At 60.8% G+C, this 20,707-nt stretch carries 23 protein-coding genes; 16 read left to right on the plus strand and 7 right to left on the minus strand.

What is annotated here, in order from left to right; translation table 11 throughout:
- Positions 1–49 precede the first annotated feature (49 nt).
- Both tmk and ACPYOI_RS09310 read left to right on the plus strand, forming a co-directional pair.
- On the plus strand, positions 50–733 hold the full coding sequence (tmk, locus tag ACPYOI_RS09305; protein WP_481415248.1) for a dTMP kinase: 684 nt from the start codon (positions 50–52) through the stop codon (positions 731–733).
- Positions 726–1,751, plus strand: a complete 1,026-nt coding sequence (locus ACPYOI_RS09310) for a DNA polymerase III subunit delta' (protein ID WP_481422821.1) — start codon at positions 726–728, stop codon at positions 1,749–1,751. Before tmk ends, ACPYOI_RS09310 begins: the two co-directional genes overlap by 8 nt.
- Here ACPYOI_RS09310 and ACPYOI_RS09315 read toward each other — a convergent pair whose 3' ends face one another.
- Positions 1,752–2,552 (minus strand): sulfite exporter TauE/SafE family protein, encoded by an 801-nt coding sequence (locus ACPYOI_RS09315; protein ID WP_481415246.1) that lies wholly within the window; start codon positions 2,550–2,552, stop codon positions 1,752–1,754. It abuts the gene before it with no gap.
- A gap of 238 nt (positions 2,553–2,790) precedes the next feature.
- Here ACPYOI_RS09315 and metG point away from each other — a divergent pair, with 238 nt between their 5' ends.
- From metG to ACPYOI_RS09365, 10 genes are all read left to right on the plus strand, one after another.
- Positions 2,791–4,341: a methionine--tRNA ligase gene (gene metG, locus ACPYOI_RS09320; RefSeq protein WP_481415245.1), complete on the plus strand. Its 1,551-nt coding sequence runs from the start codon at positions 2,791–2,793 to the stop codon at positions 4,339–4,341.
- Positions 4,342–4,350: 9 nt separating this feature from the next.
- Complete coding sequence (locus ACPYOI_RS09325) at positions 4,351–5,133, plus strand: TatD family hydrolase (RefSeq protein ID WP_481415244.1); 783 nt, start codon at positions 4,351–4,353, stop codon at positions 5,131–5,133.
- A gap of 3 nt (positions 5,134–5,136) precedes the next feature.
- Positions 5,137–5,967 carry an MBL fold metallo-hydrolase gene (locus ACPYOI_RS09330; protein WP_481422822.1) on the plus strand — a complete coding sequence of 277 codons (831 nt, stop codon included), beginning with the start codon at positions 5,137–5,139 and terminating at the stop codon, positions 5,965–5,967.
- 167 nt (positions 5,968–6,134) lie between these two features.
- On the plus strand, positions 6,135–7,511 hold the full coding sequence (locus ACPYOI_RS09335) for an NfeD family protein (RefSeq protein ID WP_481422826.1): 1,377 nt from the start codon (positions 6,135–6,137) through the stop codon (positions 7,509–7,511).
- Positions 7,508–8,281, plus strand: a complete 774-nt coding sequence (locus tag ACPYOI_RS09340) for a slipin family protein (RefSeq protein ID WP_481415242.1) — start codon at positions 7,508–7,510, stop codon at positions 8,279–8,281. The genes ACPYOI_RS09335 and ACPYOI_RS09340 overlap by 4 nt, the downstream gene beginning before the upstream one ends.
- A 46-nt stretch (positions 8,282–8,327) precedes the next feature.
- A complete protein-coding gene (locus ACPYOI_RS09345; protein WP_481415241.1) occupies positions 8,328–9,200 on the plus strand; it encodes an arginase family protein in 873 nt (290 codons plus the stop codon).
- 117 nt (positions 9,201–9,317) lie between these two features.
- On the plus strand, positions 9,318–9,626 hold the full coding sequence (locus tag ACPYOI_RS09350) for a hypothetical protein (protein ID WP_481415240.1): 309 nt from the start codon (positions 9,318–9,320) through the stop codon (positions 9,624–9,626).
- Between the two features lie 45 nt (positions 9,627–9,671).
- On the plus strand, positions 9,672–10,178 hold the full coding sequence (locus ACPYOI_RS09355; RefSeq protein WP_481415239.1) for a winged helix-turn-helix transcriptional regulator: 507 nt from the start codon (positions 9,672–9,674) through the stop codon (positions 10,176–10,178).
- 14 nt (positions 10,179–10,192) lie between these two features.
- A complete protein-coding gene (fabF, locus tag ACPYOI_RS09360) occupies positions 10,193–11,458 on the plus strand; it encodes a beta-ketoacyl-ACP synthase II (protein ID WP_481422823.1) in 1,266 nt (421 codons plus the stop codon).
- Between the two features lie 105 nt (positions 11,459–11,563).
- Positions 11,564–11,992: a DUF4864 domain-containing protein gene (locus ACPYOI_RS09365; protein WP_481415237.1), complete on the plus strand. Its 429-nt coding sequence runs from the start codon at positions 11,564–11,566 to the stop codon at positions 11,990–11,992.
- A 3-nt stretch (positions 11,993–11,995) separates the two neighbouring features.
- Here ACPYOI_RS09365 and tgt read toward each other — a convergent pair whose 3' ends face one another.
- The 5 genes from tgt to coaD all read right to left on the minus strand — a co-directional run bounded on the left by tgt (position 11,996) and on the right by coaD (position 15,906).
- A complete protein-coding gene (gene tgt / locus ACPYOI_RS09370; protein ID WP_481415236.1) occupies positions 11,996–13,126 on the minus strand; it encodes a tRNA guanosine(34) transglycosylase Tgt in 1,131 nt (376 codons plus the stop codon).
- A complete protein-coding gene (queA, locus tag ACPYOI_RS09375; RefSeq protein ID WP_481415235.1) occupies positions 13,123–14,208 on the minus strand; it encodes a tRNA preQ1(34) S-adenosylmethionine ribosyltransferase-isomerase QueA in 1,086 nt (361 codons plus the stop codon). The genes tgt and queA overlap by 4 nt, the downstream gene beginning before the upstream one ends.
- A 71-nt stretch (positions 14,209–14,279) precedes the next feature.
- Positions 14,280–14,789: a peptidylprolyl isomerase gene (locus tag ACPYOI_RS09380; protein WP_168832714.1), complete on the minus strand. Its 510-nt coding sequence runs from the start codon at positions 14,787–14,789 to the stop codon at positions 14,280–14,282.
- A 25-nt stretch (positions 14,790–14,814) separates the two neighbouring features.
- Positions 14,815–15,384 carry a peptidylprolyl isomerase gene (locus ACPYOI_RS09385; RefSeq protein WP_481415234.1) on the minus strand — a complete coding sequence of 190 codons (570 nt, stop codon included), beginning with the start codon at positions 15,382–15,384 and terminating at the stop codon, positions 14,815–14,817.
- 27 nt (positions 15,385–15,411) lie between these two features.
- On the minus strand, positions 15,412–15,906 hold the full coding sequence (coaD, locus tag ACPYOI_RS09390; RefSeq protein ID WP_481415233.1) for a pantetheine-phosphate adenylyltransferase: 495 nt from the start codon (positions 15,904–15,906) through the stop codon (positions 15,412–15,414).
- A gap of 170 nt (positions 15,907–16,076) precedes the next feature.
- Here coaD and ACPYOI_RS09395 point away from each other — a divergent pair, with 170 nt between their 5' ends.
- From ACPYOI_RS09395 to ACPYOI_RS09405, 3 genes are all read left to right on the plus strand, one after another.
- Positions 16,077–16,229 (plus strand): hypothetical protein, encoded by a 153-nt coding sequence (locus tag ACPYOI_RS09395; RefSeq protein WP_246704582.1) that lies wholly within the window; start codon positions 16,077–16,079, stop codon positions 16,227–16,229.
- A gap of 156 nt (positions 16,230–16,385) precedes the next feature.
- Positions 16,386–16,541, plus strand: coding sequence for a hypothetical protein (locus ACPYOI_RS09400; RefSeq protein WP_168832717.1), 156 nt, complete (start codon positions 16,386–16,388; stop codon positions 16,539–16,541).
- Positions 16,542–16,571: 30 nt separating this feature from the next.
- Positions 16,572–16,706 (plus strand): hypothetical protein, encoded by a 135-nt coding sequence (locus tag ACPYOI_RS09405; protein ID WP_281408123.1) that lies wholly within the window; start codon positions 16,572–16,574, stop codon positions 16,704–16,706.
- Positions 16,707–16,867: 161 nt separating this feature from the next.
- On the opposite strand, the gene gyrA is transcribed toward ACPYOI_RS09405, so the two are convergent.
- Positions 16,868–19,678 carry a DNA gyrase subunit A gene (gene gyrA, locus ACPYOI_RS09410; protein WP_481415232.1) on the minus strand — a complete coding sequence of 937 codons (2,811 nt, stop codon included), beginning with the start codon at positions 19,676–19,678 and terminating at the stop codon, positions 16,868–16,870.
- 226 nt (positions 19,679–19,904) lie between these two features.
- Between gyrA and ACPYOI_RS09415 the strand changes: the two genes are divergently transcribed.
- Positions 19,905–20,537 carry a MarC family protein gene (locus tag ACPYOI_RS09415; protein ID WP_168832719.1) on the plus strand — a complete coding sequence of 211 codons (633 nt, stop codon included), beginning with the start codon at positions 19,905–19,907 and terminating at the stop codon, positions 20,535–20,537.
- Positions 20,538–20,707: the final 170 nt, after the last annotated feature.

Below are 20,707 nucleotides of genomic sequence, written 5' to 3' on the forward strand. Positions count from 1 at the left end.
AAGAAAAGAGCCCGGCGCGCCGCCGGCGCCAGAATGCGGGAATGAGTCATTGTCATCCGGTACGGGATTGTTCGTTACGTTTGAGGGCGGGGAGGGTGCGGGAAAATCCACGCAGATCCGCCGCCTTGCAGAGGCGTTGAGGGCGCGGGGGCTCGACGTTCTGCTGACGCGGGAGCCCGGCGGCTCACCCGGCGCCGAAGCCGTGCGCCACGTCCTGCTATCGGGGGCGGCCGAAGCTTTCGGCACGCGCATGGAAGCCATTCTCTTTGCCGCAGCCCGCAACGATCACGTCGAGGAGGTCATTCGCCCTGCACTTCGTCAAGGCAAGATCGTCCTTTGCGACCGGTTCATGGATTCATCGCGTGTCTACCAGGGCGTCACAGGCAATCTCGAGGCGGATTTCATCGAGACGCTGCAGCGGATCGCTGTCGACGGGGTCGTGCCGAACTGCACGTTGATCCTCGACATTCCGGCACGGCTCGGCTTGGAGCGCGCCAAAAAGCGCAGTGCGGCAACGGCGGATGGGCCGGATCGGTTCGAGAAGGAAGAACTTGAGACACACGAAAAGCGCCGGGAAGCCTATCTCGATATCGCCGCCCGTGAACCAGAGCGGTGCCACGTCATCGACGCCACGCAGAGCGAAGAGGCTATAGCCGCAGAGATTCTCGCGATCGTCGATAACCGTCTCGCGCCTGTACTCACCGAGAGAATGCCGGAAGCTGCGAATGAGTGACGAGCGGCCGGGGCTTCTGGAGGGCGCAATCTCGCCAGCCGAAAATACAAAACTCTTCGGGCATGACGAAGCGCAGGCCTTTCTTTCCCAATCCTATCGGTCGGGCAAAGGCCACCATGCGGTCCTGATCGAGGGGCCGGAGGGAATTGGCAAGGCGACGCTCGCATTCCGCTTCGCGAATTACGTTCTGTCGAATCCCGATCCGGCAACAGCGCCGGAGGTGGTCGGAGATCCCGATCCTGCGTCTGCTGTCAGCCGCCAGATTGCCTCGGAGGCGTCGCATAACCTCCTCTATCTTTCACGTCCTGTGGACGAAAAGACCGGCAAGGTGAAGTCGGCGATAACGGTGGACGAGGTGCGGCGGGCCGGCCGCTTCTTCTCGCAAACATCAGGAACGGGCAACTGGCGCATCGTAATCATCGATCCGGCAGACGACATGAACCGCAATGCGGCAAACGCCATCCTGAAAATCCTCGAGGAGCCGCCAAAACGGGCGCTCTTTCTCGTGTTGTCGCACGCGCCGGGCAAGCTTCTGCCTACGATCCGGTCGCGGTGCTTGCCGCTCAAGCTTGCGCCACTCGACGACAGAGCATTGGGCGCGGCCCTCGCCAATCTTGGCACGCCAGCCGGCGATGCAGCGGTGCTTTCGATGGCGAAGGGCAGCGTTGGTGAAGCATTGAAGCTTCTGAACTACGGCGGAGGCGAAATCATCGCCGCCTATAACGAAGTGCTGTCTGCTCAGGGTCCGGCGGCCCGCAAAGCGATGCATCGTTTGGCGGACGCGCTCTCCGGCAAGGACGGCGACACCATCTTCGAATTTTTCGTGAGCCATATCGCGGATGACCTGATGAACCGAGCGCGAAATGCGGCGCGGGCAGGCGAGCTTTCCTCCGCAGAGCGGCTGGCGCGACTCCAGTCCGACATCAATGAGCGGCTTGCCGTTTCCGACGCCTACAACCTCGACCGCAAACAGACGATCCTCAGCATTCTCGGCGATATCAAGCAGCCGGGGCCTTGATCAGCCGGCAAGCAATTTCCAGGCGACGATCGCCAGCGTGACCGCCAGGACCATACGGATGGTGCGTTCGTGCAGCTTCGGCGCCACGAGGCTGCCAGCAATGATGCCGGGAATGGAGCCGATCAACAGTGCCAGCAGCATCAGCCAGTCGACCTCTCCGATGAACCAATATCCTACACCGCCGATCAAGGTCAGCGGTACCGCATGAACGATATCGGAGCCGACGATTTCGCGGACGTCGAGCTTGGGATAGAGGATCAGCAGGATCGTTACCCCGAGCGCACCGGCGCCGACCGATGTCAGCGTGACGAGAACGCCGAGCGCCAGTCCGAGAACGACGGTGAGGGCGGCAATCGTCGCTGGGCGCGGCGGCGCACGCTCGCCGATGGTGCGGCGAGCGAAGGCGAGAACCTGCGGACGGAAGATCAGCAACACCGCCGTCATGACAAGCAGCCAGCCCAGTGCCACAGTCACTGTCTGGGTGACTTCGAGGCTCTTGCGGTCGACACCGGCCATCAGCCAGAGCATCAGAATCGCTGCCGGAACGCTGCCTGCCCCCAGCGAGCCGACAACGCGCCAGTTGACGCGGCCATGCATGCCATGAACGGCAGTACCTGCCGTCTTGGTGATGGCCGCGTAGAGCAGGTCCGTGCCGACCGCGGTTGCGGGATGAACGCCAAAAAGCAGAACGAGCAGGGGGGTCATCAGTGATCCGCCACCCACACCGGTGATGCCGACAAGCGCGCCGACAACAAAGCCCGAGAGCGAATAGAGAGGCTGAAAACTTTCGAGAAACGTCAAGCAGCGGACCTCTGGTAGACCGAGAGACTGCTGTAATGCGCTGTTGGAAATCTCACGTCGACTGCGCCTCGTTCTTCAGTGTCGCAACGCGTAGAATGCGGCACAAAGTGAGTCAAGCTCACAGCCTCGCCGAACCGGCGAATCGCAGGCGCTTTCGAAACTTAGTGTTTCTCTTCTTCCTGACATGCGCTAAGAGCGGCTGACATTTTTAGAGAGTAAGCCGGACACGATGGCCGCCATGACAGACAAGAAGCCCTTCTACATTACGACCGCGATTTCCTACCCGAACGGCAAGCCGCATATCGGCCATGCCTACGAGTTGATCGCGACGGACGCCTTGGCGCGCTTTCAGCGCCTCGATGGACGCGATGTCTTCTTTCTGACGGGCACCGACGAACACGGCCAGAAGATGCAGCAGACGGCGCGGGCGGAGGGCATCACGGCTCAGGAGCTCGCGGACCGCAACTCCGGTGAGTTCCAGGCGATGGCCAAGCTGCTGAACGCCTCGAACGACGACTTCATCCGGACCACCGAAGAGCGTCATCACGAGGCTTCCAGAGAGATCTGGAACCGGATGGCGGAGAACGGCGACATCTACAAGGATTCCTACGCCGGCTGGTATTCCGTGCGCGACGAAGCCTACTACCAGGAAAACGAGACGGAGCTCCGCGCCGACGGGGTACGCTACGGACCGCAAGGCACGCCGGTCGAATGGGTGCAGGAGGAAAGCTATTTCTTCAAGCTTTCCGAATATCAGGACAAGCTCCTCAAGCACTATGAGGAGAACCCCGATTTCATCGGCCCCGCCGAGCGGCGCAACGAGGTGATCTCTTTCGTCAAATCGGGATTGAAGGACCTCTCGATTTCAAGAACCACGTTCGACTGGGGCATCAAGGTGCCGAACGATCCGTCGCATGTCATGTATGTGTGGGTCGACGCGCTGACGAATTACATTACCGCGACTGGCTATCTGGATGATCCGAAAGGCCTGAGGGGGAAATACTGGCCGGCCAACATCCATGTGATCGGCAAGGACATCATCCGCTTCCATGCTGTCTACTGGCCGGCTTTCCTGATGTCGGCGAAGCTGCCACTGCCGAAGCGGGTTTTTGCGCATGGCTTCCTGCTCAACAAGGGCGAGAAGATGTCGAAGTCGGTCGGCAACGTCGTCGACCCGGTCAATCTGGTGAACCATTTCGGTCTCGATCAGGTACGCTATTTCTTCCTGCGCGAGGTGTCCTTCGGCCAGGACGGCAGCTACAGCGAAGAGGCGATCGGCACGCGTATCAATTCCGATCTTGCGAACGGTATCGGCAATCTCGCAAGCCGCTCTCTCTCGATGATCGTCAAGAACTGCGACGGCCAGATACCGGAATGCGGACCGCTCACCGACGAGGATAAGGCGATGCTGGCGCAAGCCGATGCGCTGCTCGCTTCGACCCGCGAGGACATGGACAAGCAGCTGATTCACAGGGCGCTGGCATCGATCATCGCGGTGGTTTCGGAAACCGACCGCTATTTCGCCGGTCAGGAGCCTTGGGCGCTGAAGAAGACCGATCCGGCGCGTATGGGCACCGTGCTTTACGTTACGGCAGAGGTCGTGCGCCAGATTGCAATCCTGCTGCAGCCGTTCATGCCGGAATCGTCGGGCAAGCTACTCGACCTCGTTGCTGCGCCTGCGGAAAAGCGCGATTTCGCCGCATTGGGCGAAGCCGGGCGTCTCGTACCGGGGACCCCGCTGGAAGCACCGAAGCCTGTGTTCCCGCGCTATGTGGCGCCGGAAGCTTAGGGGTCTGCCATGCTGATCGACACGCATTGCCATCTGGATTTCGCCGACTTCGAGGAAGAGCGCGACGATATCATCTCGCGCGCGCACCAGGCCGGCGTGAAGCAGATGGTGACGATCTCGACACGCGTGCGAAAGCTCGAAACGCTGCTTGCGATTACGGAAAAGTATCCCTCGGTCTTTTGCTCCGTCGGGACGCATCCGAACAATGCGGACGAGGAGCTCGACATTCAGACCGAGGATCTCGTACGCCTCGCCAACGCCCACGAAAAAGTTGTCGCAATCGGCGAGGCTGGGCTCGATTATTTTTATGACACGCAGAAACCGGAAGACCAGCAAACCGGCTTTCGCCGGCATATTGCTGCCGCGCGGGAAACGCAGCTGCCGCTGGTGATCCATAGCCGCAGCGCCGACGAGGATATGGCGGCGATCCTGACTGAGGAAACAGGGAAGGGGGCCTTCCCCTTCATTCTCCATTGCTTCTCCGCCGGTCCGGAGCTTGCCCGTACCGGTGTCAAACTCGGCGGTTACATTTCCTTCTCCGGCATCCTCACCTTCCCTAAATCCGAGGAGCTTCGGGCGATCGCAAAGACGATCCCGCATGACCGTCTGCTGATCGAAACCGATGCGCCTTACCTTGCGCCGAAGCGCTGGCGCGGCAAGCGCAATGAGCCATCCTATGTCGTGAATACGGCCGAGGTACTCGCTGAGACACTCGATCTCAGCTATGCCGACATTGCGCGTATTACGACCGAGAACGCGTTCCGGCTCTTCTCGAAAATGCCGAGGGTCTAGCGCGTGGGATACCGGCGGCGCTTCACCATTCTCGGCTGCGCGTCGTCGCCTGGCGTGCCACGCATTACCGGCGATTGGGGTGCCTGCGATCCAGCCAACCCGAAGAACCGGCGCACGCGTGCAGCCTTCCTCGTGCAGCAATACGACGACAATGGCGGCGTCACGACCGTCGTCATCGATACCGGACCGGATTTCCGCGAGCAGATGATCGCCGCCAAGGTGCAGCACGTCGATGCCGTGCTCTATACGCATCCGCATGCCGATCACATCCACGGGATCGACGATCTGCGCGGCTTCTTTCACAACGCTCAGCAGCGCGTGCCGATCTATGCCAATCCGTTCACGATGGAACGCATTCGCCAGGGCTTCAGCTACTGCATCGAAACGCCGCCCGACAGCAATTATCCGCCAATCGTCGAACCGATCCTGATCGAAGACATCAATAAGCCGATTTCAATCACAGGCGCCGGTGGGGCGATTTCGTTCAAGCCGCATCTGCAGCAGCACGGCGATATCCATTCGCTCGGCTTCAGGATCGGCGCGGTCGCTTATTGCAGTGATATCAGCGACTTTCCGCCCGAAACGGTCGCAAAGCTTGACGATCTCGACGTCCTTGTCATCGATGCCCTGCAATACCGCTATCACCCGAGCCATCTGTCCGTGGAGCAATCGCTTGACTGGATCGGGCGGCTGAAGCCGAAGCGGGCCATCCTGACTCATATGCACACGCCGCTGGACTACGACACGGTGATGACCGAGACGCCGGAGAACGTCGTACCGGCGTACGATCAGATGCAGTTCGAGATCGAACTGGACGAACTTAGCGATTCCTAGAGGGTTAGCGACCGCCGTGTCGCGGGGCGAGGGCGCATCGGATGCCGCTCATGCCGCTCGGCGACCTCCCCCAATTGCACTACCTTACCGTTTGGCAGTTTCGACATATATTTCCCGGTATGAGTGCTTGTCGAACGATGGCCTTGCGTTCCGCGCTTTGGCGGCCGGTGTCGCCAATCCTCGCGCTCGTATTCGGTCTGCTGACAGCGTTCATTTTACCGGGCTACCCGGCAGCCGAAGCGGAACGCGTGGCCGTGCTCCTGAGAATAAACGGCGCGATCGGCCCGGCGGTCGCCGACTATGTCAAACGCGGCATTCAACGGGCCAACGACCGCAACGCCAGCCTGATCATCCTGCAGATGGACACGCCGGGGGGCCTCGACACGTCGATGAGAGACATCATCCGCGCGATCCTTGCCTCGTCCGTGCCGGTCGCAGGGTTCGTGGCGCCCAGCGGGGCGCGCGCCGCCAGCGCCGGAACATATATTCTTTACGCCAGCCATATCGCGGCAATGGCGCCGGGGACCAATCTCGGCGCGGCGACACCAATCTCGCTCGGCGGGCCGCCACCCGATAACGCCCCCCGTAGCCCGAGCGACACAAACGAGAAAGACGGCAAGGCGCCTCCGGCGCCGCGCGACGCGGGCGAGGCGAAGGCGATCAACGATGCGGTGGCCTATATCCGTGGGCTGGCGGAACTCCGTCACCGCAATGCCGACTGGGCCGAGCGCGCGGTTCGCGAAGCTGCAAGCCTTTCGTCGCCTGCGGCTGCGCGCGAAAGCGTCATCGATTTTACGGCCGACAGCATCACCGATCTCCTGGCACAGGCAAATGGGCGTGTCGTCCGGACAGCTCAGACGGATGTCCGGCTGGACACTGCTGGCCTTGCCATCGAGGAGCTCGAGCCGGATTGGCGTACCCGCTTTCTTTCAGTGATCACCGATCCGAATATCGCGCTGATCTTGATGATGATCGGCATCTACGGCCTGATCCTCGAATTTCTGACGCCGGGCACACTCGTTCCCGGAACGGTCGGCGGTATCAGCCTGCTGCTCGGGTTTTATGCGCTGGCTTTGCTGCCGGTCAGCTATGCCGGGGTAGGGTTGCTCGTCCTCGGTGCGGGCCTGACGGTTGCGGAGGCGCACTCGCCCTCGTTCGGCATTCTCGGCGGCATCGGCGGGCTCGCCTTGGTATTGGGCGCTGCCATGTTGTTCGACGTCGATATACCAGGCCTGTCGGTCTCCTGGCCCATGTTAGGCGGGATCGGCATCGCTAGCCTGGGCTTCAGTCTTGTCGTCGCGCGTCTCGCCTTGACCTCGCGCTGGCGAGCGGTCGTCACCGGCGCGGAGCAGATGATCGGCCTTCCAGCCAAGGTTGACAGTTGGACGAGCACAAGCGGTTACGTGATCGTGCATGGCGAGCGCTGGAAAGCGGTCTCCGTCGAGCCGCTGGTCGGCGGCGACTGGGTCAAGGTCACAGGCCGCAACGGGCTGACGCTCGAGGTCAAACCCGGTCCGCAGCCGGCTTTGGAGGAAAAGTCATGAGCATGTTCGCAGATCTGGCCTTTTATCTCGTCATCATTGTCGTACTTCTCATCATTGTCGCCGCCGCGATCAAGATCCTGCGGGAATACGAGCGCGGTGTGGTTTTCACCCTTGGCCGCTTCACCGGCATCAAGGGACCCGGGCTGTTTCTGCTCATTCCGTATGCGCAGCAAATGGTACGAGTCGACCTTCGCACGCGTGTTCTCGATGTCCCCAGCCAGGATGTCATCTCGCACGACAACGTCTCGGTTCGCGTCAGCGCCGTGATTTATTTCCGTGTCATCGATCCGGAAAAGGCAACCATCCAGGTCGCGGATTTCATGATGGCCACAAGCCAGCTCGCCCAGACGACGCTGCGCTCAGTCCTCGGAAAGCACGATCTCGACGAGATGCTGGCAGAACGGGACAAGCTCAACCATGACATCCAGGAAATCCTCGACACGCAGACCGACGCCTGGGGCATCAAGGTCGCCAATGTCGAGATCAAGCATGTCGACATCAACGAATCCATGATCCGCGCCATCGCCCGCCAGGCGGAAGCCGAGCGCGAGCGGCGCGCCAAAGTCATCAATGCCGAAGGCGAGCAGCAGGCGGCGGCCAAGCTGCTGGAAGCTGCCGAAATTCTGGCCCGGCAACCACAGGCCATGCAGCTACGCTATTTGAGCACGCTGAATGTCATCGCCGGCGAGAACAGTTCCACGATCGTATTTCCGTTCCCAATCGACTTAGCCAATCTGTTTCCGGCCAAAACCGATAGAGGGACGGAATGATGGGCATGACATTTGTTCCATAATGCGCCTATCAGAATTGGGAGGAATGACGTTGGTCACAACGCTTCGGCTTCATATGCCCCAATGGCAGGGCGGCAATCTGGCGGAGTATCACTTAAGCTCTCAACTACTTTCGTGGCTGCTTCCTCCGACGGAAGGTCCAAGTGAAACCGTGCCGGTGCCTGCACCGCACGATCTAGCCGCCCTTAAAATCGAGGATGGCATTCTCGCCAAAAATGCCCTGCTGGAGCAGGCCCGCGCCGCCCGCGCGGCAATCGAGAAGCATCAGCCCGATAAGGTGCTGACCATAGGCGGCGACTGTCTGGTTGATCTCGCGCCCATCGCCTATCTGAACAAGCGATACGGCGGGAAGGTCGGCGTTCTCTGGATCGATGCACACGCTGACGTTCAGACGCTGAAAGACTTCCATCACGGTCACGCCCAAGTGCTTGGCATGCTGCTTGGCGAGGGTGACGCGGATTTCGTGCGTGAGGTCGATAGCCCGATCCAGCTCGCCAAGGTCATGTATGCCGGGCTGGATGAATGGTCTCCGGCCGAAAACGAGGTGCTAAGCAGGCTGGGCCTCCGGCGGACAAGTTCGAAAGAGCTGGCCTATGGTTCGGCGCGGATCCTGGATTGGATCAAAGCTGAAGGCATTACTCACATGGCAGTGCATCTCGATGTGGACGCCATCAGCCCACGCAGCTTCAGACCGATCCTGTTCAACAAGCCGGAGCAGGAAGACAGCTTTCTGGCAGGTGTTCCGCGCGGCCGTCTCGAGCCTGCGCATGTTGTCCGGCTCCTGCAAGACGTGGGCGAAGCCTGTGATATCGTGGGGCTGGCGATCACCGAGTATATTTCGTGGGATGCTCTGCAAACCCAAAAGCTTCTGGCACAGCTGCCTCTGGTACAAGCCTAGGCTTTTAGTTCCATAATCTATCTTATGTGATCTTGATATCGCCAACAAACGACCGCCCTTGCCTTCGACGAAGCTTCGTCAATCTACAACCGGCAGACACCCACATCGGAGGTTCTCTTGCCCTGGATCGCTTACATCGTTCACTTCATCGCCGCCGCGTTCATGACGAACGGTATTCCGCATTTCGTCGCCGGGGTCAGCGGCCGGCCGTTTCGAACGCCGTTCGTGCGCATGAGCAGCTCCAGCCTCAGTTCGCCCGAAACCAATGTCATCTGGGGCTGGCTGAACTTCCTCATCGCCTTTCTGCTCTTTGCCAATATCGGGCCGCTCTACATCGGAACGCTCGGCGACACGATCTTCCTCGCCGCAGGCATACTGGTCACGGGCGTGTTGCTTGCTCGCATTTTTGCCGGCGATGCGAGCTGAGAAGATACTTGCATGATGCAAGTTACTGCTATAGTGACTTGCATCATGCAACGGACAAGTTTTGCCAGTTTCAAATGCCCGGCGGCGCGCGCTCTCGAGAGCGTCGGCGACTGGTGGAGCATCATGATCCTGCGGGATGCGTTTCAAGGGCTGACGCGCTTCGACGAGTTCCAGAAGAGCCTCGGCGTTGCACCGAACATCCTAACCCGCCGGCTGGCGCATCTGGTTGAGGAACGCATCTTCGAGAAGCGGCTCTACAGTGAGCGCCCTGCGCGCCATGAATATGTGCTGACCGACAAGGGCCGCGATTTCTTCCCGGTTCTGATGGCGCTGTTTTCATGGGGCCGCCGCCATGTGCCTGAAGACGACCTTGCCTTTCTCCTTGGCAATGCAGCGTCCGGCACGGAACGGCACACCAAACTCGTCGACGCCGAGACCGGCGAAGAACTTACCCCCAAAAATACCTGCCTGCTTCCCGGCCCGGCGGCCGAGGAAAGCGACCGCGAACGCATTGCGCGCGTCAAGGCCTGGTATCTCGGCATTGATGCCTAAGAAGGAAAGAGAGCATGGATCGGATCGTCGTGACCGGCATGGGACTGGTGTCGCCGCTTGGCACGGGTGTTGAAACCGCCTGGCAGCGGCTGCTTGCCGGCGGTTCGGGGCTGCGGGTTCTGCCCGACGATATCGTCGGCGACCTGCCGGCCAAGGTTGGCGGCGTGGTGCCGCCTGCGGCGGAGGACGCCGAAGCCGGATTCGAGCCGGACCGCTACATTCCGCCCAAGGATCAGAAGAAGATGGACCGCTTCATCCAGTTCGCGATGGGCGCGACGGAAGAAGCCGTCCGCCAGGCCGGATGGATGCCGCAGGATACGGTCTCGCGTGAGCGTACGGCAACCATCATCGCCTCGGGCGTCGGCGGCTTTCCGGCGATCACCGATGCGGTCCGCGCTGCCGAAACGCGCGGCGTTCGGCGGCTGTCGCCGTTCATCGTCCCCTCGTTCCTGGTCAATCTCGCAGCCGGTCAGGTCAGCATCCGTTACGGCTTCAAGGGCCCGCTCGGCGCGCCCGTGACCGCCTGCGCCGCGAGCGTTCAGGCGATCGGAGACGCCGCCCGGCTGATACGATCGGGCGAAGCCGATGTGGCGATCTGCGGCGGTGCCGAGGCCTGCATCGACAAGGTCAGCCTTGGCGGCTTCGCCGCGGCACGGGCGCTATCGACCGGCTTCAACGACAGGCCGGAACTTGCGTCGCGCCCGTTCGATACCGCCCGTGACGGCTTCGTGATGGGCGAAGGGGCCGGCATCCTCGTCATCGAGACCCTGCAACACGCCCTCGCCCGCGGCGCAATGCCGCTCGCCGAGCTTGTCGGCTACGGCACGGCGGCTGACGCATACCACATGACGGCAGGCCCGGAGGACGGCGACGGGGCGCGCCGCGCAATGGAGGCGGCAATTCGGCAGGCCGGGATAGCGCCGTCGGAGATCAAGCATCTCAACGCACACGCGACCTCCACACCTGTCGGCGACCGCGGGGAGATGGCGGCCATCGGCACGGTCTTCGGCCGCAATGGCGAGATTGCGATCAGCGCCACGAAATCCGCGACCGGCCATCTGCTGGGCGCAGCCGGTGGGCTCGAGGCGATATTCACGATCCTTGCGCTGCGCGACCAGATCGTGCCGCCGACACGCAATCTCGATGAAGCGGACCCCGCCGCCGAAGGGCTTGATATCGTCGGCAAGACAGCCCGCAAGCTTGCCGGGGAATACGCGATCAGCAACGGCTTCGGCTTCGGCGGCGTCAATGCGAGCGCCCTCTTCCGGCGCTGGAACTAAACCTCCAACGACTGGCGGCAGCTGGCGAGAAAAGCACCGGCTGCCGCTACTTTCCAATTCCTGCAAATGCCCTACACTCCGCTCTATATGGCCGGAGTTTAATCCATGCGCGCTTTATCCGCAGTGCTTCTTCTGTGTGCCGCATTCGCCATCGCTTCCATGCCTGCGCGAGCCGAAGATCCGCTCGAAACGACGCGGCATGTCATCGAGGATCAGATCACGGCCTTCCTGAAGGACGATGCCGATACCGCCTACTCCTTTGCAGCGCCTGGCATCAAGGCGATGTATCCGGACAAGACTACCTTCTTTGCTATGGTGAAGAAGAGCTACGAGCCGGTCTATCATCCCGGCAACTATGCCTTCGGCCGCAGCAGGTCGATCGCCGGTGGGGCGACGATCTATCATGAGGTGCTGATATCGGGCCGCGACGGCAAGGACTGGACGGCGATCTACCAGATGACGCGGCAGCCTGACGGCAGCTACAAGATCAACGGCGTGCAGATCATGCCGAATACAGACAGCAAAGGTATCTGAGCCTCAGGCTGGCTCGAGATCACCCCTCGCCCATTCTTCCTGCGTTTCCGCCATGAAGTCGGCGAAGCGGCCTTCTGCGATCGCCTTGCGGATGCCCTGCATCAGTTCCTGATAGTAAGCAAGATTGTGCCAGGACAAGAGCATGCCGCCGAGCGCTTCGTTGGCGCGAACGAGATGGTGCAGATAGGCCCGCGAATAGTCTCGTGACGCCGGGCAGTTCGATTGTTCGTCCAGCGGACGCATATCCTCGGCGTGGCGGGCGTTGCGGATATTGACCTTGCCGCGACGGGTGAAGGCCAGGCCATGGCGGCCGGAACGGGTCGGCATGACGCAGTCGAACATGTCGATGCCGCGGGCGACCGATTTCAGGATATCGTCCGGTGTGCCGACGCCCATCAGGTAACGCGGCTTCTCGCCCGGCAGCACAGGCAGCGTTTCCTCGAGCATCTTCAGCATGACGTCCTGCGGCTCGCCAACCGCGAGGCCGCCGATCGCGTAGCCCTTGAGGTCAAGCTGGGTCAGCGCTTCGGCCGAGCGGATGCGAAGTGCCGGAATGTCGCCGCCCTGCACGATGCCAAACATCGCCTTGCCCGGCTGCTTGCCGAAGGCGTCCTTGCAGCGTTCGGCCCAACGCAATGACAACTCCATGGCGCGCTCGATTTCACGCGGCTCGGCTGGAAGCGCCACGCATTCGTCAAGCTGCATCTGAATGTCGGAGCCGAGCAGGCCCTGGATCTCGATCGATCGCTCCGGCGACATATGGTGCAGGCTGCCGTCGACATGCGACTTGAAGGTGACGCCCTGCTCGTCGAGCTTGCGCAGCCCCGCGAGAGACATGACCTGGAAACCACCGGAGTCCGTCAGGATCGGATGTTCCCAGCGGATTAGCTTGTGTAGTCCGCCAAGGCGCGCGACGCGTTCCGCCGTCGGGCGCAGCATCAGATGATAGGTATTGCCGAGGATGATGTCGGCACCGGTCTCGCGAACCTGATCGAGATACATCGCCTTGACCGTGCCGACGGTGCCGACCGGCATGAATGCCGGGGTCTGGATCGTGCCGCGCGGCATGGAAATTTCGCCGAGGCGCGCACCGGTATCTGTCTTGTTGAGCGTGAACTGGAAATTCTCGGTCATTGGTCTTTCCGGAAAAGAAGGCTCGCGTCGCCATAGGAGTAGAAGCGGTAGCCTGTCGAAATGGCGTGTTTATAGGCTGCCTGCATGGTCTCGAAACCCGCGAAGGCGGAAACCAGCATGAAGAGCGTCGAACGCGGCAGATGAAAATTGGTCATCAGGATATCGACCGCCTTGAAGCGGTAGCCGGGTGTGATGAAGATGCCGGTGGCGCCAGCCCAGGCTTTGATTTCACCATCATCCCCGGCCGCACTTTCGATCAGCCGCAGTGAGGTCGTGCCGACGCAGACGATGCGTCCGCCCCTCGCCTTGACGGCGTTGAGCTTTGCGGCTGTTTCGGCGCTGACATAGCCGCTTTCGAGATGCATTTTGTGATCGTCAGTGTCATCGGCCTTGACCGGCAGGAAGGTGCCAGCGCCGACATGCAGTGTCACGAAATGACGTTCGATCCCAACCTTATCCAGCGCTTCGAAGAGCCGGGGCGTGAAATGCAGGCCGGCGGTGGGGGCTGCGACGGCACCCTCGTCGCGGGCGTAGATCGTCTGGTAATCGGTGCGGTCGCGTTCGTCTTCCGGGCGCTTTGCAGCGATATAGGGCGGTAGCGGAATATGGCCGACGGCGGCGATCGCCTCGTCTAGCGCCGGCCCGGACAGATCGAAGGCAAGGGTAACCTCACCCCCCTCGCCCTTCTCCTCGACGGTCGCATCGAGCTGGCCGAGAAAGCAGCTTTCGCCGCTGTGGCCGAAGGCGATGCGGTCGCCGATCTTGATGCGCTTGCCGGGCTTGGCAAAGGCCTTCCAGCGGCTGGTGCCGATGCGCATATGCAACGTCGTCGAGACCTGCTGGCCGGGCGCGCCTTCGCGATAACGAATGCCCTCGAGCTGGGCGGGAATGACCTTCGTATCGTTGAAGACAAGCGCATCCCCTGCCCGCAGGAATGAGGGAAGCTGACTGACAATATGGTCGCTGAACATGGTTTCGGCATGCGGATCGACGACGAGCAGGCGCGCGCTGTCGCGCGGCTCGGCCGGCCGTAGGGCGATCCGTTCATCCGGCAGTTCGAAATCGAAAAGGTCAACGCGCATCAGGCACTTCCAGGCAAAGCGAAACCCGCCCGCGTTTTTCACGCAAGGGCGGGTTTCAGCAGAAATCACAATCAGACGTCGGCGGCAACCCGCATGGAGACGATGGAATCCGGATCACTGACCGGTTCGCCCTTCTTGATCGCGTCGACGACGTCCATGCCTTCGATGACCTGACCCCAGACGGAATACTGCTTGTTCAACCACGGCGCATCGGTGAAGCAGATGAAGAACTGGCTGTTTGCCGAGTTCGGATTCTGCGACCGGGCCATGGAGCAAGTGCCGCGGACGTGCGACGTTGCCGAGAATTCAGCCTTGAGGTCCGGCTTCGACGAGCCGCCCATGCCAGCGCGGTTCGGGTTGAAGTTCTCGCCGCCCTTCTTGCCATATTGCACGTCGCCGGTCTGCGCCATGAAATCGGCAATCACGCGGTGAAAGACCACGCCGTCGTAAGCGTTCTCGCGGGAAAGCTCCTTGATGCGCGCCACGTGTTCCGGTGCCACCTGCGGCAGAAGCTGAATGACCACCTTACCCTTGGTGGTTTCCAGGATGACGGTGTTTTCCGGATCTTTGATTTCGGCCATTCTTACTCTCCTCGTTTTCTTGGAATTACTTGCCGACCGTGACTTTGACCATGCGATCGGGATCCTTGACTTCGCCGTTCTGGCCTTCCCCGCGCTTGATCTTGTCGACATTCTCCATGCCGGAGACGACCTTTCCGACGACCGTGTACTGGCCGTTCAGGAACGAACCGTCAGCGAACATGATGAAGAATTGCGAATTTGCTGAATTAGGATCCTGGGCACGCGCCATGCCGACCGTGCCGCGTACGAACGGCGTCTTGGAGAACTCCGCCGGAATGTCCGGCATATCAGAGCCGCCGGTGCCTGCCAGGCTCGGCTCGTAACCCTTGGCCATGTTGCCATACTGCACGTCGCCGGTCTGCGCCATGAAGCCGTCGATCACACGGTGAAAGGCGACGTTGTCATAGGCACCCTTTTTCGCCAGCGCTTCGATCTGGGCGACGTGCTTGGGAGCGACATCGGGCAGGAGCTGGATCACGACCGGGCCATCCTTGAGCTGGATCGTCAAAGTGTGATCGGCCGACTGGGCAAAAGCGCTACCCACGAAGGACGCGAGGCAAAGCACGCCGGCAAATGCGATAGAAAAGAGTTTCATATGAGCTCCGTTGCGGCGGAAAACGCCTCAAGATTTGCGCTTGGATTGAAGGGCTTTCAAAACGGCAGCCGGCACGAAGGCACTGACATCGCCGCCCATGGCCGCGATTTGACGCACCAATGTGGCGGTTATAGGCCGCGAGGCTGTGCCTGCCGGTAGAAAGATGGTTTGGACGTCCGGTGCCATCTGACGGTTCATGCCCGCCATCTGCATTTCATAGTCGAGGTCGGTACCATCGCGAAGGCCGCGAATGAGCAGCGTCGCGCCATGCGCCCGTGCCGCATCCACGACCAGGTTGTCGAAGGAAACGACCGAGATGCTGCCGCTCCGCTGCGGCAAGGCCTCGGCAACGGAGTTGCGGATCAGCTCCGCCTTCTCCTCGAAGGAAAAAAGCGGCGCCTTGCCGGGATGGATGCCGATTGCAACGACAACTCGTTCTGCAACGTTCAGCGCCTGGACGAGCACATCCAGATGTCCGTTGGTGATCGGGTCGAAGGACCCCGGGTAAAAAGCTGTCGTCATAGGACCCGACCGTTTCGTTCGAGGCCTTTTGTCATGGATACCCGCGTCCCGCAAGTCATTTGCAGCCGGGCTGAACGCCGGATGAATGCAGTGTTCAACGCCGTTTCAGATGCAACCTGCACAATCGGAAACATCAACGCCAAGCCGGGCGTTACTCGAAAGATGATGACATGCTGATTTTGATCGTTGCCCTCGCCGTCGTTCTCTCCCTGCTTGCAGAGGTGGCCTGGGCGTATATGCAGGACCGTCGCGCGGCGGGCTGGGTGCGCGCCGAAGTGAGGGAGCACCATGTCATCATGCGGAAACTCGGCAGAATGCGTTGAGCCAGGCAGCGAATCTGAACGCCAGATGAATGAGGCATTCAAGATGGCTTCAGACCTTGCTTGGTAAACGACCGGTCAACATCCGCTGGAACTATTATCAGACGGACACGTTCATTAACCGAAGCGTAGAAGATACGCGGTACGAGGGAAGAAAAAATGCCCGATAAGATTACCATCATCAATGTATTCTGGATGGCAATGATCACGGGAATGCTTACTGCCACTATCGCACTCTACGATCAGCAAACTGATACATCCAAGGTATATGGCCCCTATGCATCGACCCGCACGGCGATGATCAGCCAGTACTGAGGAGCGAACGCTACTTCGGAAGGAACTGCCATGTTCACGATCTTGACTGCTCTTACCGTTCTCATCAGCGGCATGTTCATCGTGTCTGTGGCGTCGACCATCTCGGCGCTTCGCCGTGAGAGTGAAGATGCGAAGGCATTCAACGAGAAGCACAAAGCATTCTGACAACCCGTTTGAGCGCATTCGCTCGCGAACGTGAACCAGCAAAGCCGGACGCACTCCCAGCGTCCGGCTTTTTCAATTTGCGAGCATGCGCCGCACCCTTCAGCACATAAAAAAACGGGCGGCAAAAGCCGCCCGGTTTCCAAACCACACTCTGGTTTGAGTTATTCTTCTGCTGGGGGCGATGCGTCGCCTTCCGCTGCCGACGGCGCCGCCTCCGGCTCGATCGGCGTCTCGTTGACGATCTCGGCGACGTCCTCGCCGTCATCTTCAGGCTCCGTGATGCGCTCGACAGAGACGACCTTCTCATCCTTGGCCGTGGAGAAGATCGTGACCCCCTTCGTTGCGCGGCTGGCGATGCGAATGCCGCCGACTGGCACGCGGATCAACTGGCCCCCGTCCGAGACAAGCATGATCTGATCGCCGTCGTTGACCGGGAAGGCTGCAACCAACTCGCCGATTTCGGCCGTCTTCGATGTGTCGGTAGCGCGAATCCCCTTGCCGCCGCGGCCGGAGATGCGGAAGTCGTAGGACGAGGAACGCTTGCCGAAGCCCTTCTCGGAGACCGTCAACACGAACTCCTCGCGAGCCTTCAGTTCCTCGTAACGGTCGTCGAGCAACTGTCCCTCTTCGGTGACTTCCTCGCCGACCAACGCAATATCTTCTTCATCCACGCCCGTGGCACGCCGTTCGGCCGCCGAACGCTTCAGGTAGGCGGCACGTGCCCACGGCTCGGCATCGACATGGCCGACGATGGTCATCGAGATGATGCTGTCGCCTTCTCCAAGGTTGATGCCGCGCACACCGATCGAATTGCGGCCAGCAAAGACACGGACGTCATCGACGGGGAAGCGGATGCACTGGCCGAGCGCCGTTGTCAGCAGAACGTCGTCATGCACGGTGCAGGTCTCGACGGAGAGGATTTCATCGCCCTCCTCCTCGAGCTTCATCGCAATCTTGCCGTTGCGGTTGACTTGAACGAAGTCGGACAGCTTGTTGCGGCGAACCGTGCCGCGCGTCGTCGAGAACATGACGTCGAGGCTATCCCAGCTATCCTCGTCCTCCGGCAACGGCAGGATCGTGGTGATACGCTCGCCAGGTGCCAGCGGCAGCATGTTGATCAGGGCCTTGCCGCGCGAGGTCGGTGTGCCGATCGGCAGGCGCCAGACTTTCTCCTTGTAGACGATGCCGCGCGAGGAGAAGAAGAGAACCGGCGTGTGGGTGTTGACAACGAATAGCCGGCTAACGAAATCCTCGTCGCGGGTCGTCATACCGGACCGGCCCTTGCCGCCGCGGCGCTGCGCGCGGTAGGTAGTGAGCGGAACGCGCTTGATATAACCGAGGTGCGAAACCGTGACGACCATGTCTTCGCGGGCGATCAGGTCCTCATCGTCCATCTCCAGACCGCCATCGATGATCTCAGTGCGCCGCGGCGTGCCAAACTCGTCGCGCACCGCCTTCAGTTCGTCCTTGACGATGGTCTGGATGCGGACACGCGACGACAGGATTTCGAGGTAATCCCTGATTTCGTCGCCGATCTTGTTGAGTTCGTCGCCGATTTCATCGCGGCCAAGTGCCGTCAAGCGGGCAAGACGCAGCTCGAGGATGGCGCGCGCCTGCTCTTCCGAAAGATTGTAGGTCAGGTCCTCGTTGATGCGGTGGCGCGGGTCGTCAATGAGGCGGATCAGGCTCTCGACGTCTTCGGCGGGCCAGCGGCGCGTCATCAGCTCTTCGCGGGCGGACTGCGGATCCGGCGCCTGGCGGATGACGCGGATCACCTCATCGATATTGGCGACCGCAATCGCGAGGCCCACCAACACATGCGCGCGCTCGCGCGCCTTGCGGAGAAGGAACTTCGTTCTCCGGCTAACGACTTCTTCGCGGAAGGCAACGAAAGCGCGCAGCATGTCGAGCAGATTGAGCTGCTCCGGCTTGCCGCCGTTCAGCGCAACCATGTTGCAGCCGAATGACGTCTGCAGCGGCGTGTAGCGATAGAGCTGGTTCAGAATGACTTCGGCATTGGCATCGCGCTTCAGCTCGATGACGACCCGGTAACCCTGGCGGTCGGATTCATCGCGAAGGTCGGAGATGCCTTCGATACGCTTCTCGCGCACCAGTTCGGCCATCTTCTCGATCATCGTCGCCTTGTTCACCTGATACGGGATCTCGGTGATGATGATCTGCTCGCGGTCGCCGCGCATCGGCTCGATTGCGGCAACGCCGCGCATGATGACGGAACCGCGGCCGGTCTCGTAAGCCGAGCGGATACCCGAACGGCCCAGGATCTTCGCTCCGGTCGGAAAGTCCGGACCGGGGATGATCTGCATGAGCTCCGGCAATTCGATCGCCGGATCGTCGATCAGCGCAATGCAGGCGTTGATGACTTCGGACAGGTTGTGCGGCGGAATGTTCGTCGCCATGCCGACGGCAATGCCGCCTGCCCCGTTGACGAGAAGATTCGGAAACTTCGCGGGCACCACGACGGGCTCGGAGAGCGTTCCGTCGTAGTTGTCGCGGAAATCGACCGTTTCCTTGTCGAGGTCATCAAGCAGCGAATGCGCCGCCTTCTGCAGGCGGCATTCCGTGTAACGCTCGGCCGCCGGCGGGTCGCCGTCGACAGAACCGAAGTTGCCCTGGCCGTCGATCAGCGGCAGGCGGAGCGACCAGTGCTGCGCCATGCGCGCCAGCGCATCGTAGATCGCCATGTTGCCGTGCGGATGGTATTTACCCATCACGTCACCGGTGACGCGGGCGCATTTGACGTATTTCTTGTTCCAGTCGATGCCGAGCTCGGACATGCCATAGAGAATGCGCCGGTGCACGGGCTTAAGGCCGTCGCGGACATCCGGCAGCGCGCGGCTGACGATGACGCTCATCGCGTAATCGAGATACGACCGCTGCATTTCCTCCATGATGGAGATGGGCTCGATGCCTGGCGGGAGCTTCCCGCCGCCTGGGGGTGCTTGTTCAGTCAAAACAGATCACGATCTCTTTGTAGAATCACTGGAAGATGTATAGCGGAAAGGGTTGTCTCACGCCAATTTGAGCGGAAGTTTTGAACAGGCTTTTGCGGCGGAAAGGCGGCAAATCAGGCGATTCGCCCGGCTTTCGAGACCAGGCCGTCGCCCGGCATTTGCCAAATGGAAAACCTCGCTTCACAATTGCGAAAACCCATCCCTCATATGGTGTTCCGGAGAGATTATGGCAAGCGCCGACCAACTGATCAACGCTTTCACGACGCTGCTTGTCACGATCGATCCACCTGGGCTTGCGCCGATCTTCCTGGGGCTGACCATGGGCATGAGCCGCAGCCAGCGCAAACAGGTGGCGCTGCGCGGCTCCGTGATTGCTTTCATCATCCTTGCCGTCTTTGCGCTGTTCGGCGCAAGCGTGCTTGGCGTCCTCGGCATTTCGATCGGCGCATTCCGCATTGCCGGGGGGCTTTTGCTCTTCTGGATTTCCTTTGAGATGGTCTTTGAAAAGCGGCAGGACCGCAAGGAGAAGACTGGCGAAGTGGCGATCACCAAGGATCACATCCAGAACATAGCGGTCTTTCCGCTGGCGCTCCCCCTTATTGCCGGCCCGGGCGCGATCTCGGCGACGATCCTGCTTGCCGGTTCGCTGCAAAGCTCCGTCGAGCGGGCGCAGCTTCTTATCGTGATTGCGGCCAACCTGCTGCTGATGCTTGCCGCGCTTGTGGTTGCCGATCGGCTCGACCGCTTTCTCGGTGTCACCGGTCGGGCGATCCTCACCCGCCTGCTGGGCGTCATTCTTGCAGCCCTTGCAGCGCAGTTCGTGGTGGACGGTGTGAAGGCAGCGATGGCCGTGAACTAGAGCGCCGAGTGTCGGCTATCTTCAAAGTCGGCGGAGCGCAAAAGGGCGGTGCACGAGCAGGTATCTATTTTGATGCTACCTTGACGTGGCATATAATAGAGCGGTTCATTGGGGTGGACTGATGCAATGACGCCGTTCCGAGGGAGGCCGCGACGTCGGAAAAAAAGAAA

It is taken from the genome of Rhizobium sp. SVR5-2C (assembly GCF_056755115.1).